At 54.7% G+C, this 15,688-nt stretch carries 14 protein-coding genes; 4 read left to right on the top strand and 10 right to left on the bottom strand.

Annotation, left to right across the window (positions count from 1 at the left end; all coding sequences use genetic code 11):
• Window positions 1-11 precede the first annotated feature (11 nt).
• Complete coding sequence (gene smrA / locus OR573_08455) at window positions 12-602, top strand: DNA endonuclease SmrA (GenBank protein XGA78562.1); 591 nt, start codon at window positions 12-14, stop codon at window positions 600-602.
• 129 nt (window positions 603-731) lie between these two features.
• On the opposite strand, the gene OR573_08450 is transcribed toward smrA, so the two are convergent.
• The 3 genes from OR573_08450 to metH all read right to left on the bottom strand — a co-directional run bounded on the left by OR573_08450 (window position 732) and on the right by metH (window position 6,869).
• Entirely contained in the window at window positions 732-1,313 is a 582-nt protein-coding gene (locus OR573_08450; GenBank protein ID XGA81630.1) for a DUF934 domain-containing protein, read from the bottom strand.
• Entirely contained in the window at window positions 1,303-2,958 is a 1,656-nt protein-coding gene (locus OR573_08445; protein XGA81629.1) for a nitrite/sulfite reductase, read from the bottom strand. The genes OR573_08450 and OR573_08445 overlap by 11 nt, the downstream gene beginning before the upstream one ends.
• Before the next feature lie 194 nt (window positions 2,959-3,152).
• Window positions 3,153-6,869 (bottom strand): methionine synthase, encoded by a 3,717-nt coding sequence (gene metH / locus OR573_08440; GenBank protein ID XGA81628.1) that lies wholly within the window; start codon window positions 6,867-6,869, stop codon window positions 3,153-3,155.
• A 227-nt stretch (window positions 6,870-7,096) separates the two neighbouring features.
• Between metH and nfuA the strand changes: the two genes are divergently transcribed.
• Window positions 7,097-7,705 carry a Fe-S biogenesis protein NfuA gene (gene nfuA / locus OR573_08435; GenBank protein XGA81627.1) on the top strand — a complete coding sequence of 203 codons (609 nt, stop codon included), beginning with the start codon at window positions 7,097-7,099 and terminating at the stop codon, window positions 7,703-7,705.
• A gap of 93 nt (window positions 7,706-7,798) precedes the next feature.
• Here the strand turns inward: nfuA and OR573_08430 are convergent, their stop codons facing one another.
• A complete protein-coding gene (locus OR573_08430; protein ID XGA81626.1) occupies window positions 7,799-8,884 on the bottom strand; it encodes a DNA-binding protein in 1,086 nt (361 codons plus the stop codon).
• 315 nt (window positions 8,885-9,199) lie between these two features.
• On the opposite strand from OR573_08430, the gene OR573_08425 reads away from it, so the two are divergent.
• Window positions 9,200-10,375 carry a site-specific integrase gene (locus OR573_08425; protein XGA81699.1) on the top strand — a complete coding sequence of 392 codons (1,176 nt, stop codon included), beginning with the start codon at window positions 9,200-9,202 and terminating at the stop codon, window positions 10,373-10,375.
• The gene (locus OR573_08420) at window positions 10,372-10,782 is read left to right on the top strand and encodes a SufE family protein (GenBank protein ID XGA81625.1); all 411 of its coding nucleotides are present in this window, start codon (window positions 10,372-10,374) and stop codon (window positions 10,780-10,782) included. Before OR573_08425 ends, OR573_08420 begins: the two co-directional genes overlap by 4 nt.
• On the opposite strand, the gene yidD is transcribed toward OR573_08420, so the two are convergent.
• Genes yidD through OR573_08390 form a run of 6 tightly spaced genes read right to left on the bottom strand, consistent with a single transcriptional unit; the run spans window position 10,779 to window position 15,605 of the window.
• The gene (gene yidD, locus OR573_08415) at window positions 10,779-11,162 is read right to left on the bottom strand and encodes a membrane protein insertion efficiency factor YidD (GenBank protein XGA81624.1); all 384 of its coding nucleotides are present in this window, start codon (window positions 11,160-11,162) and stop codon (window positions 10,779-10,781) included. The genes OR573_08420 and yidD overlap by 4 nt on opposite strands.
• Window positions 11,149-11,592 (bottom strand): phosphoribosyl-AMP cyclohydrolase, encoded by a 444-nt coding sequence (gene hisI / locus OR573_08410; GenBank protein XGA81623.1) that lies wholly within the window; start codon window positions 11,590-11,592, stop codon window positions 11,149-11,151. The genes yidD and hisI overlap by 14 nt, the downstream gene beginning before the upstream one ends.
• 59 nt (window positions 11,593-11,651) lie before the next feature.
• Complete coding sequence (locus OR573_08405) at window positions 11,652-12,098, bottom strand: Fur family transcriptional regulator (GenBank protein XGA81622.1); 447 nt, start codon at window positions 12,096-12,098, stop codon at window positions 11,652-11,654.
• 41 nt (window positions 12,099-12,139) lie between these two features.
• A complete protein-coding gene (locus tag OR573_08400; GenBank protein ID XGA81621.1) occupies window positions 12,140-13,150 on the bottom strand; it encodes an alpha-L-glutamate ligase-like protein in 1,011 nt (336 codons plus the stop codon).
• On the bottom strand, window positions 13,150-14,670 hold the full coding sequence (locus OR573_08395) for an inactive transglutaminase family protein (GenBank protein ID XGA81620.1): 1,521 nt from the start codon (window positions 14,668-14,670) through the stop codon (window positions 13,150-13,152). The genes OR573_08400 and OR573_08395 overlap by 1 nt, the downstream gene beginning before the upstream one ends.
• 41 nt (window positions 14,671-14,711) lie before the next feature.
• On the bottom strand, window positions 14,712-15,605 hold the full coding sequence (locus tag OR573_08390) for an ATP-dependent zinc protease (protein XGA81619.1): 894 nt from the start codon (window positions 15,603-15,605) through the stop codon (window positions 14,712-14,714).
• Between the last annotated feature and the right edge of the window lie 83 nt (window positions 15,606-15,688).

Raw genomic sequence — 15,688 nt, 5'->3', positions numbered from 1 at the left:
AGGAATTCAATATGAATCAGCCTATGCGTGATGACATGGATTTCAAGGCTTTAGTTGGCGATGTGCAGCCGCTTGGCCGCACTAACCTGGCCGATACTGGTAAAAAGCGTTCGCAGGCAACAGAAGCTCAGCAGGCTCGGCGTGAAGCGGCCCAGGCCGTGCTGGATGAGCGTAACTTCCTCTCTGATGATTTTGTTGATCTGTTGCCCCCTTTTGACCCCATGGAGTTTCTGCGCGAAGGCGTTCAGCAAGCCGTGGTGGACAAACTCAGGCAGGGTGGCTATCCCGTTCAGGCCCAGCTGCACCTGATTCGACGGCCCCTGGCAGAATGTCGCCGTTTGCTGTTTCCTTTTGTGCATGACGCTTACAGCCACGACCTGCGCTCCGTCATGATTGTGCATGGGCGTGGAAGGGAAATGGACAGCCCGGCGAATGTGCTGCGCTCCTACCTGGCCAAATGGCTCCAGCAGTTTGATGAGGTTCAGGCCTATACTTCCGCGCAATCCTCAGATGGCGGATTAGGCGCCACCTGGGTGATGCTGCGCAAAAGCGAACGCGCAAAAGCCAGTAACCGTGAACGCCAACAGAAACGGCGTGGTTAAAGGCTAAGGTTCAGTTATTGGGAATACCGCAAAGAAGTGATCACAGGGCAGTTTCAACTGCCCTGTGACATAATATCTAAATGTTGAACCAGCTATGCTTGAAATAGCTGTTTACACTGGCTACCTAGATTAACTGCATGCAAGCATTTCCCGCTCGGCAGGCTGGGCTTGGCGTCTTTCAAACATTGCCTGACGCAGCTCGACATCCGGTTGGTAACGCACGCTGATGGCGTTAATGGCGCGCAGTGCGTCTTCAGGATGCTGATCATGGCGCAGCGCCATGGCGGTGAACCCACAGCGGCGCATATAGTCCAGCTGGTCAACCAGAACATCGCCAACGGCACGAATCTCACCCTGGTAGCCGAACCGCTCACGTAGCAGGCGCGCCAGCGTATAGCCTCGGCCATCGGTAAAGGCCGGAAAATCAATCGCAATAGCGCTGGCTCGGTCAAGTTCTGCAGCCAATGCAGGGCCGATCAGGGTGTCGCTGGCCAATAAGGGCGCCAACTCCTCTTCAGTACGATGGGCTTGCCATAAGGCCAAGGGAACGAAAGCAGGGCGTTGCTCGGGCAATGTCTCTTCAGTATAGGAAACACACCAGGCATTGATGTCTGCAAGTTCACCGTTAACGATCAGGTGATCTGCATGTGCCGGGATAACATCCGTTTCACCTGCTTGCGTTGCATGGGCGGCTGAGTGATTACTGGGCATAAACACGCTCCTTGAAGGGTTTCAGGCCAATACGGCGGTAGGTATCCAGAAAGCGCTCATCATCGTGGCGTTCGGCAACATAGACTTCCAATACCTTCTCGACCACAGCAGGCACGTCTTCGCGGAAGAAAGACGGGCCAAGAATCTTGCCAAGCGAGGCGTCGTCGGTTGAATTACCACCAATCGAAATCTGGTAGTACTCTTCGCCTTTTTTATCGACCCCGAGAATCCCGATATGGCCGACATGGTGATGACCACAGGCGTTCATGCAGCCTGAAATATTCAGATCCAGCGGGCCGAGGTCATAGAGGAAGTCCAGATCCTCAAAACGCTCCTGCAGTGCCTGAGCGATGGGGATGGAGACCGCGTTCGCTAGGCCACAATAGTCACCGCCTGGGCAGCAGATGATATCGTTGAGGGTGCCTACCGTGGGGTTGGCCATTCCGAGGGCGTCAAGTTCCTGCCAGAGGGCTTGCAGTTCATCCACGGGAACATCCGACAGCACCAGGTTCTGTTCGTGGGTCACTCGCACTTCACCAAAGCTGTAACGGTCGGCCAGATCCGCCACGGCGTCCATCTGGTCAGCCGTCACGTCACCTGGGGCATGTTCGCGACGCTTGAGAGAGAGGGTCACCGCTTTATAGCCTGGCACCTTATGCTCAGTGACGTTATTGGTCACAAAGCGGGCAAAAGCACGGTTTTCGCTGCGCAGCTGTTCATATTCCTGAAGAGCGCTTTCAGCAACGGCGCGCCTTTCCGGGTCGGGGAAATGCGCTTTGGCAGCGTCAACCGCGGGTTTATTGAGGGTTTGCGGCCCATCCTTGAGATGCATCCACTCTTCTTCTGCCCTACGACGGAATTCCTCAATGCCGAGTGCCTTGACCAGAATCTTGATACGCGCCTTGAACTTGTTATCACGCCGACCAAACTGGTTGTACACGCGCACACAGGCTTCCAGGTAGGTCAACAGATGCTGCCAGGGCAGATCCTCCCGTACCACGTCGCCAATCATGGGAGTGCGCCCAAGGCCACCACCCGCCAGCACTTTTATGCGCAGCTCGCCCTCGGCATTGCGCCAGAAACGCAGGCCAATATCGTGTACCTGAATGGCGGCACGATCTTCGGATGCGCCGCTGACGGCAATCTTGAACTTGCGCGGCAGATAGGCAAACTCAGGGTGCAAGGTTGACCACTGGCGAATCAGTTCACACCAGGGGCGTGGGTCTTCTACCTCGTCGCCGGCAATCCCTGCGAACTGGTCGCTGGTGGTATTACGGATACAGTTGCCGCTGGTCTGAATGGCATGCATCTGCACCTTGGCCAGATCTGCCAGGATATCGGGAATATCCTCCAGCGCTGGCCAGTTAAGCTGCAGGTTCTGGCGGGTGGTAAAGTGGCCGTAACCTCGGTCATAGCGTCGGGTAATTGCCGCCAGGGCGCGCAGTTGGTATCCCGCCAACATTCCATAAGGGATGGCGATCCGCAACATGGGGGCATGTTTTTGAATATACAGGCCGTTTTGCAGGCGTAGCGGGCGAAATTCTTCTTCTCCCAGCCGGCCGGTTTGATAGCGATTCATTTGATCGCGGAATTGGGCAACGCGTTCGTCAACCAGGGTCTGGTCGTGAATATCGTAACGGTACATAAATGGCTGAACCCTGCTGAATGCACATTAAGGCTGTGCAGGTGTCATTGGCATGGCGTTGAGAAAGTTTTCAACGCCATGCGTGGTTCATGACACTCTAACAAGGGCTATATATACTTCAAAGTAATATATAATTATTTTTTTATTACTTTATTGTTTATCAGGGCGATGTCTTCGCAATGATTGACGATCTCTCACGCCACGGGTGCCTTTTCTTCGGCAGGCTCATAGGAAAGCACCGGTGATAGCCAACGTTCCAGGTCGGAGAGTGGCATGCCCTTACGCTGCGCCAGCACCTCTACCTGATCGCGGGTAATCTTGCCGGTCGAAAAATATTTCGATTGCGGATGCGAGAAATACCAGCCGGATACCGCAGCGGCGGGCCACATGGCGAAGTTTTCCGTCAGCTCAAGGCCGGTATGGCGAGGCGCATCAAGCAGTTCGAAAAGGGCCGTTTTCTCAGTATGATCCGGGCAGGCAGGATAGCCGGGGGCAGGGCGGATGCCCTGATATTTCTCGGCAATCAGTGCCTCATTATCCAGTGACTCTTCAGGCACATAGCCCCAGAATTCCTTGCGCACCCGTTCATGCAGGCGTTCGGCAAAGGCTTCCGCCAGGCGGTCGGTCAATGCCTGCACCATGATAGCGTTATAGTCATCGCCGGCTGCTTCATAGGCTTTAGTAAGTGCCTGTACGCCGTGGCCGGTCGTCGCTGCAAAGCCACCGATCCAGTCTGGGGTGCCTGTCTCTTTCGGAGCAATAAAGTCAGCCAGGCTATAGCACAGGCCATCGCGGCCCTTGGTGGTCTGCTGACGAATATGATGCAAGCGCTTGATGACGTCCTGGCGGTTCTCGTCGCGATAAACTTCGATCACGTCATCGTCAACGCTGTTGGCTGGCCAGAAGCCTACCACGCCCTGAGCCTTGATCAGATTTTCATCGATCAGCTTCTTGAGCATTGCCTGGGCATCACTGAACAGGTTACGTGCCGCTTCCCCTACGACGTTATCATCCAGGATTTTCGGGTATTTACCCGCCAGCTGCCAGCTCATGAAAAACGGTGTCCAGTCAATCCGTTCGACCAACTCTGCAAGGTTGTATTCATCAAATACCTTGATGCCGGTAAACCCTGGAACAGGCGGGGTGTAGGTCGTCCAGTCCGTGCGGAAACGCCGTTTACACGCTTGTTCGTAACTCAGATCCGCCGCTTTCGGGCGACGCTTGGCATTACGTTCACGCACCTTTTCATATTCGCTACGGATCTCAACCACATAGTTGTGTTTAAGCGAGTCTGTCAGCAGGCGCCCGGCCACCCCAACGGCGCGGGACGCGTCGGTGACGTAGATCACCGGGTGTTCATACTGAGGTTCGATCTTGACAGCGGTGTGCGCTTTTGACGTCGTAGCGCCACCGATTAGTAGCGGCAAGTTCATCTTGCGTCGCTGCATTTCCTTGGCGACGTGAACCATTTCATCCAGAGAAGGAGTAATCAGTCCGGAAAGGCCGATAATATCGGCGTTATGCTCTTCGGCGGCCTGCAGGATTTTCTCTGCGGGCACCATCACACCCAGATCAATGACCTCGTAGTTATTACATTGCAGCACGACGCCGACAATATTCTTGCCAATGTCATGCACGTCGCCCTTGACGGTCGCCATGACGATCTTGCCTTTGGCCTTGGTAGCCTCAGTCTTTTCCGCTTCGATATAGGGGATCAGGTAGGCAACCGCCTGTTTCATTACCCGCGCGGACTTGACCACCTGAGGCAAAAACATCTTGCCGTCACCAAACAGGTCGCCGACCACATTCATGCCATCCATCAGCGGGCCTTCAATCACCTCAATGGGGCGTTCGGCCTGGGCTCTGGCCTCTTCGGTGTCGTCCTCGATATAGGCGGTAACCCCTTTAACCAAGGCGTGCTCAATGCGCTTGTTGACGGGCCACTCGCGCCATTCAAGGTCTTCCTTGCGGGCGTTGCCGCTGCCATCACCTTTGAACTGGTCGGCAATCTCAAGCAGGCGCTCGGTCCCGTCGTCGCGGCGGTTAAGCACCACATCTTCGACGGCGTCGCGCAGTTCACCGGGGAGGTCGTCATAGACCGCCAGCTGGCCGGCATTGACGATTCCCATCGACAGTCCGGCGCGAATGGCGTGATAGAGAAAGACGGAGTGTATCGCCTCGCGAACGGCATTATTGCCCCGGAACGAGAACGACACATTGGAGACGCCGCCGGACACCATGGCGTAGGGCAGGTGCTCACGGATCCAGCGGGTTGCCTCGATAAAGTCAACGGCGTAATTGTTATGCTCTTCAATACCGGTGGCAATGGCAAAGATATTGGGGTCAAAGATGATGTCTTCCGGCGGAAAGCCGATATCATCGACCAGCACGCGATAGGCGCGTTCACAGATTTCAGTCTTGCGTGCAAACGTATCCGCCTGGCCCTGTTCATCAAACGCCATCACTACGATAGCAGCCCCATAGCGGCGGCATTTGGTGGCCTGTTCACGAAAGGCGGCTTCTCCTTCCTTAAGGGAAATCGAGTTAACCACTGCCTTGCCCTGAACACATTGCAGACCCGCTTCGATAATCTCCCACTTGGAAGAGTCGATCATGATGGGCACGCGGGCGATATCCGGCTCACCGGCAATCAGGTTCAGAAAGCGCACCATGGCATCCTGGGATTCGAGCATCCCCTCATCCATGTTGATATCAATCACCTGGGCACCGCTTTCAACCTGTTCCAGCGCCACCTCCAGAGCGGTGGTGTAATCTTCCTCAACGATCAGCCGCTTGAAACGCGCCGAACCGGTCACATTGGTGCGCTCACCCACGTTAACGAACAGGGAATCGGAAGCGATACTGAAAGGCTCAAGCCCCGACAAACGGCAGGCCGCCGGGCGCTTGGGCACCTGGCGTGGTTTGACGCCGGATACCGCCTCAGCCACCGCCCGGATATGCTCCGGGGTGGATCCACAGCAGCCGCCAATAATGTTCACCAGGCCACTGCTGGCAAATTCGCCGACAATGCTGGCCATTTCTTCTGGCGTCTGGTCATACTCGCCAAATTCGTTGGGCAGGCCAGCATTGGGGTGGGCCGAGACAAAGGTGTCTGCCTTGGTCGCCAGCTCTTCCAGATAAGGGCGCAGCTCTTCAGCACCGAGCGCGCAATTAAGGCCAATAGACAGCGGTCGGGCATGCCTGACCGAGTTCCAGAAGGCCTCTGTGGTCTGCCCGGAAAGAGTACGGCCCGAGGCATCGGTAATCGTGCCGGATATCATCACCGGCAGACGCTCACCACGCTGATCAAACAGCTCCTCAAGGGCGTAGATGGCCGCCTTGGCATTCAGGGTATCGAAAATGGTTTCGATCAGAATCAGATCGGCCCCACCTTCGATCAGAGCAGTAGCGGCTTCAATATAGTTTGTACACAGCTCATTGAAGGTAACGTTGCGCTTTGCCGGGTCGTTAACATCCGGCGACAGTGAGGCGGTACGCGACGTTGGCCCGAGCACGCCGGCAACGTAACGTGGCTGACCGGTTTCCTGAGCCACTGCATCGCAAACTTCTCGGGCAATGCGGGCGGATTCACGGTTGATCTCGACCACCAGATCTTCCATGCCATAATCTGATTGCGATAGCCGTGTGCTGTTAAAAGTATTGGTCTCGATGATATCTGCACCGGATTCCAGATAGGCACGGTGAATACGTGCCACCACATCCGGGCAGGTAAGCGCCAGCAGATCATTATTGCCTTTGAGATCAGAGGGCCAATCCTGGAAACGCTCACCACGGAACTCCGCTTCACTTAATTCGGCGTTCTGCAGCATGGTGCCCATGCCGCCATCAAGGATCAGAATACGTTGAGAAAGGCGTTCGTTTAAAGTCGCAGTCAAGGCACTAGCAGACATGGCAGGAATAAGTCTCCAGCATCACCATCATCAAAAGGATGGTAAAATTTTAATAATTAGCAAAAGTGTAAACATGATACTACCAGAGCGCGGCGCCTGACACAGTATCCATAGTATAAAGCCTACTAAAATACTCGGGATTGTGTCAGCGGTGAGTTTTGCTTACCATAGAGAAAAATCTGATGTGAAAGTGGTTTTCGCCACCGCCACGAGAGGAATAGACCCCCATGAGTACGACCGAAACAGAACTCCAAGGTATTGAAATCACCGACAGCGCACAGGAATATCTGGCCGAACTGCTTGAAAAGCAGAACGTTGAAGGCATTGCCGTGCGTATCTTTATCACTCAGCCAGGGACGCCCTATGCAGAAACCTGCCTGGCCTACTGCCGTCCGGGGGAAGAAGAGCCCACCGACGAAAAGCTTGAGCTTGAGAAGATCAATGCCTTTCTGGACAAGAACAGCTTGGCATTTCTGGAAGAAGCGGTTGTCGATTTCAACGCCGACCGCATGGGTGGCCAGCTGACCATCAAGGCACCCAATGCCAAGATGCCCAAGGTCAACGCCGATAGCCCGTTGGAAGATCGCATCAACTATACCCTATACAGCGAGATCAACCCTGGCCTTGCTGCTCATGGTGGCGAAATCAAGCTGATTGAGCTGACCGGTGATAATGTGGCGGTTCTGGCCTTTGGCGGCGGTTGCCAAGGGTGCGCTGCGGTGGATTTGACCCTGAAGGATGGCGTGGAAAAAACCCTGATGGAACGCATCCCTGAATTGGCGGGTATCCGCGATGTGACCGACCATACCGACACCACCAACGCCTATTACCGTTAGGCGTCACGCCAGCCGCTATGGGCTGAGCCAATAGTTCAAAAGTTCAAATCTAGTTCAAATCAGGCGCCTGCTTTTAAAAGCTTGGCGCCTTTTTTATGACTTTGATGGCTCATTATTGACTGTCTGTTCGGATGATTCCTCAGCATCCTGCGGCTTGCCGTCACCGCTCAGGCGGGTGGGCAGTGTCGACATCTGGCGCTGTAACGCCTGCACGCTATGCATAATGTCCTTCTGCCACTGGTCATCCTGCTGCTTGAGCGCCGCAGTATACTGCTGCTGCCAACGCTCTTGTTCCTGCCGGGCCGATTCCAGTTGAGTCTGATGTTGCGCTAGCTGGTGTTGCAACTGCTCGTTCAGGCGTGATTTTTCTTCCAGCGATTGCTCCGTCAGCGCCAGCCTGGATGCTAACTCCTGGCGCGCCTGCTGCTCGTCTTTTAAAGAGGACTGAAGCTTTACGAGACGTTCTTCCTGCTGCTGTAACTTTTTATTCAGGGCTTTTTGTTCAGTGGCACGCTCTTGGCGTGTGTTATCCAGCAGGCCCATCAGTCTGGCTTCAGTGGTTTCATTACGCTGCTGTTCCTGCTTTAGCTGTTGTTCCAGGCGTTGCTCTTGTTGGTGCATCTCTGCCTGATGGCGATCTGTGCTGTCCTGCAGTTGCTGGTGTACGTCATTGAGCTGTTTCACCGCCTGATCATGGGCACTGGCATGGCGCTGGGATTCCACTTCCCAGTGCTGGGCATGGGCCTGAGCTTGGGCCAGCGCCGCGGTGGCCTTGCTTAGCTGTTCCTCGATATGGCGTAAATGCGCCGTCAGCGCATTTTCCCGCTGTTCAGCATTCGCCGCTTTCTGCTTTTCCTGCTCAACGGTCTGCTGTGCATCAGCCACCTTCCTGTCAGCTTCTTCCCGGTAATGCAAAAGCCCCTGGTGGGCGGCTTCCTGTGCCTGACGCCATAGTTCTGAAGCTGTCGTTACCACCACTTCAGGCACGCCTTTAGGCGGAGGGACATCCTTGTTCTGTTCGCGTTCGTGACGCCAGTGGCGGAAATGCTCGCTGATGGTGGTAAAGCTGCCGGTGCCCAATACATCGCGGATACGCTGCACGCTGGGGGTGTCGCCCCGGGTCAGAAGTTCATCGATTGCCTGTTGTACGTCACTGTACTGGATGCCATTGCGCGCCATTCGTTGCTCCTGAGGCAGCTGGATTTAGCCGTGATTATAACGGATTTTTGCTAGCGATGGTGCACAAATAGCGTAAATTACATATTACGTATTATGTAATAATATTTATTTTAAAAAGATAAATTCAAGATTACCCTTCTTATCTTGAATTTATTCAGCAGTAATGGCACTGTCCGTAATGTATGGTTCATAGGTGTGATAGAGATCTTCAGGTTATCAAAACACCAGCATTCAAAGGGGCAGGGCGTGGATACAGGGTTGGAATCTCAAGGTGCTGTCAGTTTCAGTAAAAACAATGCGTTACGCACCGAATGGTTGCCTGGCAAGCCGCACCGTCACGCGGCTTTGCGTATCAAGGCCCGCAGCGACGTCGATGCTGTCACCCACTGGTTAAGTGAATATACTGCCAGCCCGCAAACCTGGCGCGCCTACCAGCGCGAAGCGGAACGTTTGCTGTTATGGCTTGCCCCGCAACAGCTGAGCCTGAATGATGTTGATCGTGCAGTGCTTCAGGCGTTTGAGGCCTTTCTGGCAGACCCGCAGCCAAGTACGTTATGGGTTGGGCCTTCAAAACCCAGGCAGCACCCAGAGTGGCGACCTTTTCGCGGCCCGTTGTCAGCCTCCAGCCGCCGCCAGAGCCTGGTTATACTGCAAGGTATGTTCAGTTGGCTGGTAGAAGCTGGCTGGGTGAGCCACAACCCGTTTCGCTTGATGCGCGATAAATCCCGGCGCCTGAACAATCAGGCGCCGAGGATTGAGCGCTATCTGGAAAAAAGCCTGTGGGATTGGCTGTGGATGTGGTTACAGCGGGAGGTAGACGGCCACTCGCGCGTTCAATTTGAGCAGGCGCGCCGCCGGATCATCTTCGCCTTTGCCTATCTGCTGGCCCCGCGCATCAGCGAAATGGCCGCGGCAAACATGGGCGATATCTACCAAAGGGAAGGGCGCTGGTGGTGGGAGGTGACCGGCAAGGGCGCCAAACTGGCCCAGGTGCCAGTTCCGGATGATTTCATGCGCCACCTGGCACAATGGAGAGAAGCACTGGGGTTGACGCCCCAGCCGCTATTCCAGGAAGACACCCCCTTGTTGCGCTCACTGAATGGCCAGCGCAGCATCAGCGATAATCAGCTCTATCGTCTGATCCGCGCCACCTTTCAGCAAGCGGCGGATGCGCTGGAACAGGAGGGCGGCGGCAAGGCCCAGATAGAGGCATTACGCCATGCCACGCCTCACTGGCTGCGTCATACGGCAATTACCCACCAGGCCCAGGCCGGTATCAGTTTGCGCTACCTGGCTGAAAGTGCCCGCCATGCGCGGCTGGAAACCACTTCCCGATATTTACACAACGAAGACGAGCAGTGGCACCATGAACAACAGCGCCACCGTTTACACTCAACATCGCCCGAGTTAGGCGATACGCGTTATAATCTCCCCAAGTTCACAAAGTCGTTTATAAAGCATCCAACTGACACGAGTAGAGAGCTATCATGAGTACTGAGCAAGCCCAGCAAGAGTTAGTTGAAGAGTTCGAGATATTTGATAACTGGATGGATCGTTATCAATACATTATTGATATGGGCAAGCAGCTGCCTGAATTTCCAGACACATTGAAAACAGAGGAAAACAAGATTCAGGGCTGTCAATCCAATGTCTGGATGATCCATGAACAGCAGGGCGACAAGCTGACCTTCAAGGCGACGTCCGATGCTGCGATTGTCTCTGGGCTAATTGCCGTATTGCTGCGTATCTATAGCGAACGCAGCGCGGATGACATTCAGAATACGCCGCCCCACTTCATGGCGGATCTGGGGCTAGACAAGCATCTGTCGCCGACCCGCAGTAATGGCCTGAATGCCATGCTGGAACGTATTTATAGCGTTGCTAAACAGTCAAGCTAAGGCGCTTTCCTGTCTGAAGCCTCTTGATGGTTATCCGCGCAATTATCTTCCCGGCGTAGTTCTTCACTGCATAGTTCTTCACTGCATAGTTCTTCGCTGCGCCCACCGGGCACAGGATCCATGCCGCCGGGGTTACCCGGATGGCATTTGATGATACGCCGGATCGCCATCCATCCGCCCTTGAACGGGCCATGTACTTGTAGCGCTTCTATAGTGTAGGACGAGCAGCTCGGCCAGAACCGGCAGCGCGGCCCAAGCAGCGGGCTGATCACCAGCTGGTAAAGGCGGATCAGCCCAACCAGCAATAGCACCAAGGCGCGTTTTAGCCCCTTAGTGACTGCACGCCATACTCTCGGTAGTGAGAACTCAAGCCTTGCCATACAGCTCAGCGGGGTCGATAAGCGGCTGGGCATTAATTTCCACCCTGTTATCAGCAAGCTCAATATAGAAACAGCTGCGTCGCCCCGAGTGGCAGGCAGGGCCGGTTTGATCCACCTGAACCAGCAGGGTGTCACCATCACAGTCCAGCGCCGCTGATTTCAAGCGCTGCTGCTGACCGGAAGATTCCCCCTTACGCCATAGCTTCCCGCGTGAACGCGAATAATAGCAAACCCGCCCGGTACGCAGCGTTTCATCCAGCGCTGCTCGGTTCATCCAGGCCATCATCAATACTTCACCGCTATCAAACTGCTGGGCAATAGCGGGAATCAGGCCCTGCTCGTTGAACTTAATGGCATCCAGCAGAGTATTCAGGTCAGGCAGGTCAATGGCTGGTTCGGTCGGCTCTAGCTGTTTGAACAGGGTCGACATAAGACTCTCTTAAAATAATGATGATAGCGAAAGTGCGGGGCTGCCGATATTGGATTGATTTATTCAGCCGCTGGCTGGCAGCGAGCACACAGGCCTTGCAGTTCTATGGTCTGGCGCTCTACCTTGAAACCCTTATCATCCGCCTTGGCCGCCAGTTGCGCCCCGATATCGTCAAGATGCAGCTCTTCCACGTAGCCGCAAACGCGGCAGATCAAAAGCTGAAAACCGTGGGTATGCTCAGGGCAGGCGCAGGCCACATAGGCATTCTGCGATTCAATGCGATGCACCAGGCCCTGTTCTATCAGAAAATCCAGCGCACGATAAACCGTTGGCGGACGGGCGGCCGCATGCTCAGTCGAGAGCTGATCGAGCAGATCATAGGCTTTCAGACCGCCACCGCTGTGGGCTATCAATTCCAGCACTTTACGGCGTATAGGGGTGAAGCGTACGCCACGTGACTGGCATTGGTTAGCAGCTTGCTGGATCAAGGCAGTAGTCTGAGGCATGCAACGACTCTAGGTGGCTAAATAAAAAAATCAAAATCAGTTTACGTGTTTACGCCCAGCGTGTCAGTGCTGCTGACGAGCTCGCTGCGCCGCGCAAAGTGGTGCTGGGCAAAAGCGACTCTGGCCTGAGGCTCCACGCCTTCCGGTTGACGTTCGATCAGACCCAGGCGCGGTCGCAAACCTTCCCCGTTGGTCATCTGAATCGCCAGCCCCGGGCGCGCATTCAGTTCCAGCAGCATAGGGCCATGATCACGATCAAGTACCATATCGGTGCCCAGATAACCCAAACCTGTCATTTCATAGCAGCTGGCCGCCAGGTTGAGCAGGGTTTGCCAATGCGGCACCTTAAGCCCGGCCAGATCATGATCCGTATCCGGGTGGCGCTGACAAGGACGGTCAAACTGCACGCCGCGCAGTGCATATCCGCTGGCAATGTCCAGCCCGACACCGACCGCCCCCTGGTGCAGGTTGGCCTTGCCATCTGATGCGGCGGTTGAAAGGCGCATCATGGCCATTACCGGGTAGCCTTTGAAAATGATCACACGAATATCCGGCACGCCTTCATAGGTGTAGGCCAGCAGGCTCTCGTCGAAATTGATCAGGGTTTCGATGACGGCAACATCCGGTGAACCGCCCAGAGAGTAAAGGCCAGAAAGTATATTCGATACGTGGCGCTCTATATCAACCAGCGATAGCCGGGCGCCGCTAGGCTTGATAAATGCCTGGCCGTCACACTGTTCGATCACCAGAATGCCTTTGCCTCCGCTACCCTTGGCCGGTTTGACGACAAAGCCCCTGTGCCCTTGCAAGATGGCTCCCAGCCGCTTGATACCGAACTGGGTTTCCACCGTGCCAATTAAAGCCGGTGAGGTGACGCCATGGGACTGGGCAAGCAGTTTGGTCTTGAGTTTGTCATCCACCAGCGGATAGAGACGACGGTTATTGTAGCGGCCGATATAGCGGATATTACGCCGATTCATGCCGATAATGCCTTTATCACGCAGGCGTGAAGGCGATGTCCACTGCAGCGTCAGCTGATTCAAAATCCCCATCACGAGGGCTCATCATCGGTGATAGGCTTGAAACGCCGCAGTTCAAGCAGGCGGTAACCGGTATAGTTCCCCAGCAACAGGATCAGCGCCATCAAGATTAACTGGACGCCCAAAAAGTTAAAAGTAATGTGGCGTACGATAGGATTGTTCATCGCCAGAAAGGCCAAAACAGCGGTAATCAGGCTGCCGCCCCCTTGAATCAGCACCTGCTTGGGGCCTTCCTCTTCCCACAGGATCGACATGCGCTCTATTGTCCAGGCCAGGATGATCATCGGGAAAAAGGTAATCGTAAGCCCCGCATTAAGCCCCATCCGGTAGGCGACAACCGAAAAGATCGAGATAATCGCTATCACTGTAATAATCACCGCTGAAACCCTGGCGACCAACAGCAGGTTGAGATAGGACAGGTAGTTACGGATCACTAGGCCCACTGCAACAATTAGCAAAAAGCCAATTAGCCCGGTCAGAAGCGTGGTCTGGATAAAGGCCAGCGCAATCAGCACAGGCATGAAGGTACCGGATGTCTTGATGCCTACCAGTACACGCAGGAAAACCACCATCAGCGCGCCAATCGGAATCAGTAGGATTGTCTGAAACAGCGCCTGTTCCTCAAGCGGCAGGCTGTGAATTGAAAAGTTGAGCAGGGTGTCTTCAGAGAGATGGTTGCGCACCGCCGCAGAAGCAGGCTGGGAGTGGGTCAACATGGAAAAGGTCACCCGCGAATTCGTTCCGCCCAATACTTCCAGTACGGCTTGGCCGCCTGTTTCCCATAACAATAAATTGTCAGGTTTTCCCTGTTCGCCGGTTTCCGGGTCAAATAACCACCATTGTTTATCGTTTTCGCTGTAGACCTGAATCCAGTCGGTCAATGTCTGGCGGCGTCGGCCGTCTTCAAGCAACAGGCCACTGATGGTGCGCGCTTTGACATCAGCCTGACCCAGTAGCCTTACGATCAGTTCGCCGGGCTCAAACTGGGTCAGCAGCAACCGAGCGTTTTCACCTTGCTGCTCGCCATTCACATCGCGGATTAATTCCCGTGCAAACGACGCATTATTGGCACTGCGTGACCAGGCGCGTTCAATGACTTCACTGGCAGCCGTGTCATAGGGGCGTTCCCAAACTGTTGCAGTAGGGAGCTCTGGTGGTAATTGCTGAGGCGCACGCGCATCCGGTGATATCAGTATCTGGGCTGAATAATACAGCTGCTGGGAGCCACTGGCCTGGCGAATCGACCATTGTGCCCGGCGGCCCAACTCATTGACCTGGTAGGCGAGCCCATAACCGGACGACGCGGTATTTTCAGTCAGTATCCGAAACCCTTGCTGATGGGAAGGCAGCGCAAAGTTGACTTCAACCGGCCCATTCTGGGCGTTGAAGTTGATCATGGCTTCAACCTCCCAGACTTCTTGCTGTTTGCCAGGCAACCAGGGGATTTCAAACTGCAAATGGCGCTGTACACTCATGGCGATGCCGGCGACCAATAAAAGCCCAACGATAAAATAGAAGGGGAGACGTGACATCTTGCTTCCTTGGTTAGGTAGCCAATCAGAACATTAGGCGGTTACTCGTCGCTCATATCCGTGTCTGATGACTGATCATTGACCGCTTGTTCAGAGGGAGCGCCGCCAGAAAATTCTGGCCGCTCATGCAGGTAGCTCTCGGCCACATCAATAAGCGCAATATCAAGCAAAAAGCGCCTGCCCAGCAGTACAGGGAAATTGAGGTGAGTACGGTCGTTGAGGGTAAATTCGGCATGCTGACGAATCGGCCCCAAGGTGATCAGTAGTGAAATTACTGGGCGCGAATCTTCACCTGTCGCCTGTAACACCTTGACCCGACGTTCAACCGGGGCTTCAAACCATTTATCCTTAACACTCTCTACGACGACATCATCGTCATTAAGTGCCAATTTGAAACGTACCCAATCCTCGCCGTCACGTTCGAAAGGGGTGATTTCCCTGGCAGAAAGCGATGCCGTATTGGCACCAGAATCAATACGCGCTTTAAGGTAGGTGCCTAAATGAGGCAAACCGATCCATTCACTGCGGCCCACCAGGGTTTTGTCGCCACTGGGTGAATTCTCTTGGCTGCATGCTTCGCCGACGCTTACTTGTTGAGCGCCCGACGCAATTATTTGAGGCGCCGCCAACGCCAGATCATCCACTTTATCGTTGAGTCGTCTTAGCAAGCTGCCAATTTCACGCACATCAGCCGTCATGCGCTGCGCCTGGCGCTGCTGATTATCTAACAGCGTGGAGGTATCACATTGCGATTGAAGGGATAACGCTAATTCATCAATCCGCCGATCAAACGCTTCTGTGCTCAGCGGCTTGGGCGCGTCGTCCTGAGGTTGCTCAGGTATAAAAGCGGCACACCCGGTTAGCAGGGCGGCTAGCAGGGTTCCCAGCAAGAGGCTGGGGGCACGTCTGTTGATGGAGGTAGGCAAGACGGCCATCCATGAACAACCTTTGCGCATAGTAGACGATATCCTTGATCAACGAAGAAGGAATGATAAGGAGTTGATGGCAAGCTTGTCCA

It is taken from the genome of Halomonas sp. CH40 (assembly GCA_041875495.1).
In the GTDB taxonomy this organism is placed as follows: domain Bacteria; phylum Pseudomonadota; class Gammaproteobacteria; order Pseudomonadales; family Halomonadaceae; genus Vreelandella.
This window is presented reverse-complemented; position numbering and strand designations above follow the sequence as displayed.

What these genes read in the sequence shown, in the direction of transcription:
- smrA (XGA78562.1), top strand. Translation starts at nt 12, where the DNA reads ATGAATCAGCCTATGCGTGATGACATGGATTTCAAGGCTTTAGTTGGC.
- OR573_08395 (XGA81620.1), bottom strand. Translation starts at nt 14,670, where the DNA reads ATGTCACGTCTCCCCTTCTATTTTATCGTTGGGCTTTTATTGGTCGCC.
- yidD (XGA81624.1), bottom strand. Translation starts at nt 11,162, where the DNA reads ATGGCAAGGCTTGAGTTCTCACTACCGAGAGTATGGCGTGCAGTCACT.
- OR573_08420 (XGA81625.1), top strand. Translation starts at nt 10,372, where the DNA reads ATGAGTACTGAGCAAGCCCAGCAAGAGTTAGTTGAAGAGTTCGAGATA.
- OR573_08390 (XGA81619.1), bottom strand. Translation starts at nt 15,605, where the DNA reads ATGGCCGTCTTGCCTACCTCCATCAACAGACGTGCCCCCAGCCTCTTG.
- metH (XGA81628.1), bottom strand. Translation starts at nt 6,869, where the DNA reads ATGTCTGCTAGTGCCTTGACTGCGACTTTAAACGAACGCCTTTCTCAA.
- OR573_08400 (XGA81621.1), bottom strand. Translation starts at nt 13,150, where the DNA reads ATGGGGATTTTGAATCAGCTGACGCTGCAGTGGACATCGCCTTCACGC.
- OR573_08430 (XGA81626.1), bottom strand. Translation starts at nt 8,884, where the DNA reads ATGGCGCGCAATGGCATCCAGTACAGTGACGTACAACAGGCAATCGAT.
- OR573_08405 (XGA81622.1), bottom strand. Translation starts at nt 12,098, where the DNA reads ATGCCTCAGACTACTGCCTTGATCCAGCAAGCTGCTAACCAATGCCAG.
- hisI (XGA81623.1), bottom strand. Translation starts at nt 11,592, where the DNA reads ATGTCGACCCTGTTCAAACAGCTAGAGCCGACCGAACCAGCCATTGAC.
- OR573_08450 (XGA81630.1), bottom strand. Translation starts at nt 1,313, where the DNA reads ATGCCCAGTAATCACTCAGCCGCCCATGCAACGCAAGCAGGTGAAACG.
- nfuA (XGA81627.1), top strand. Translation starts at nt 7,097, where the DNA reads ATGAGTACGACCGAAACAGAACTCCAAGGTATTGAAATCACCGACAGC.
- OR573_08445 (XGA81629.1), bottom strand. Translation starts at nt 2,958, where the DNA reads ATGTACCGTTACGATATTCACGACCAGACCCTGGTTGACGAACGCGTT.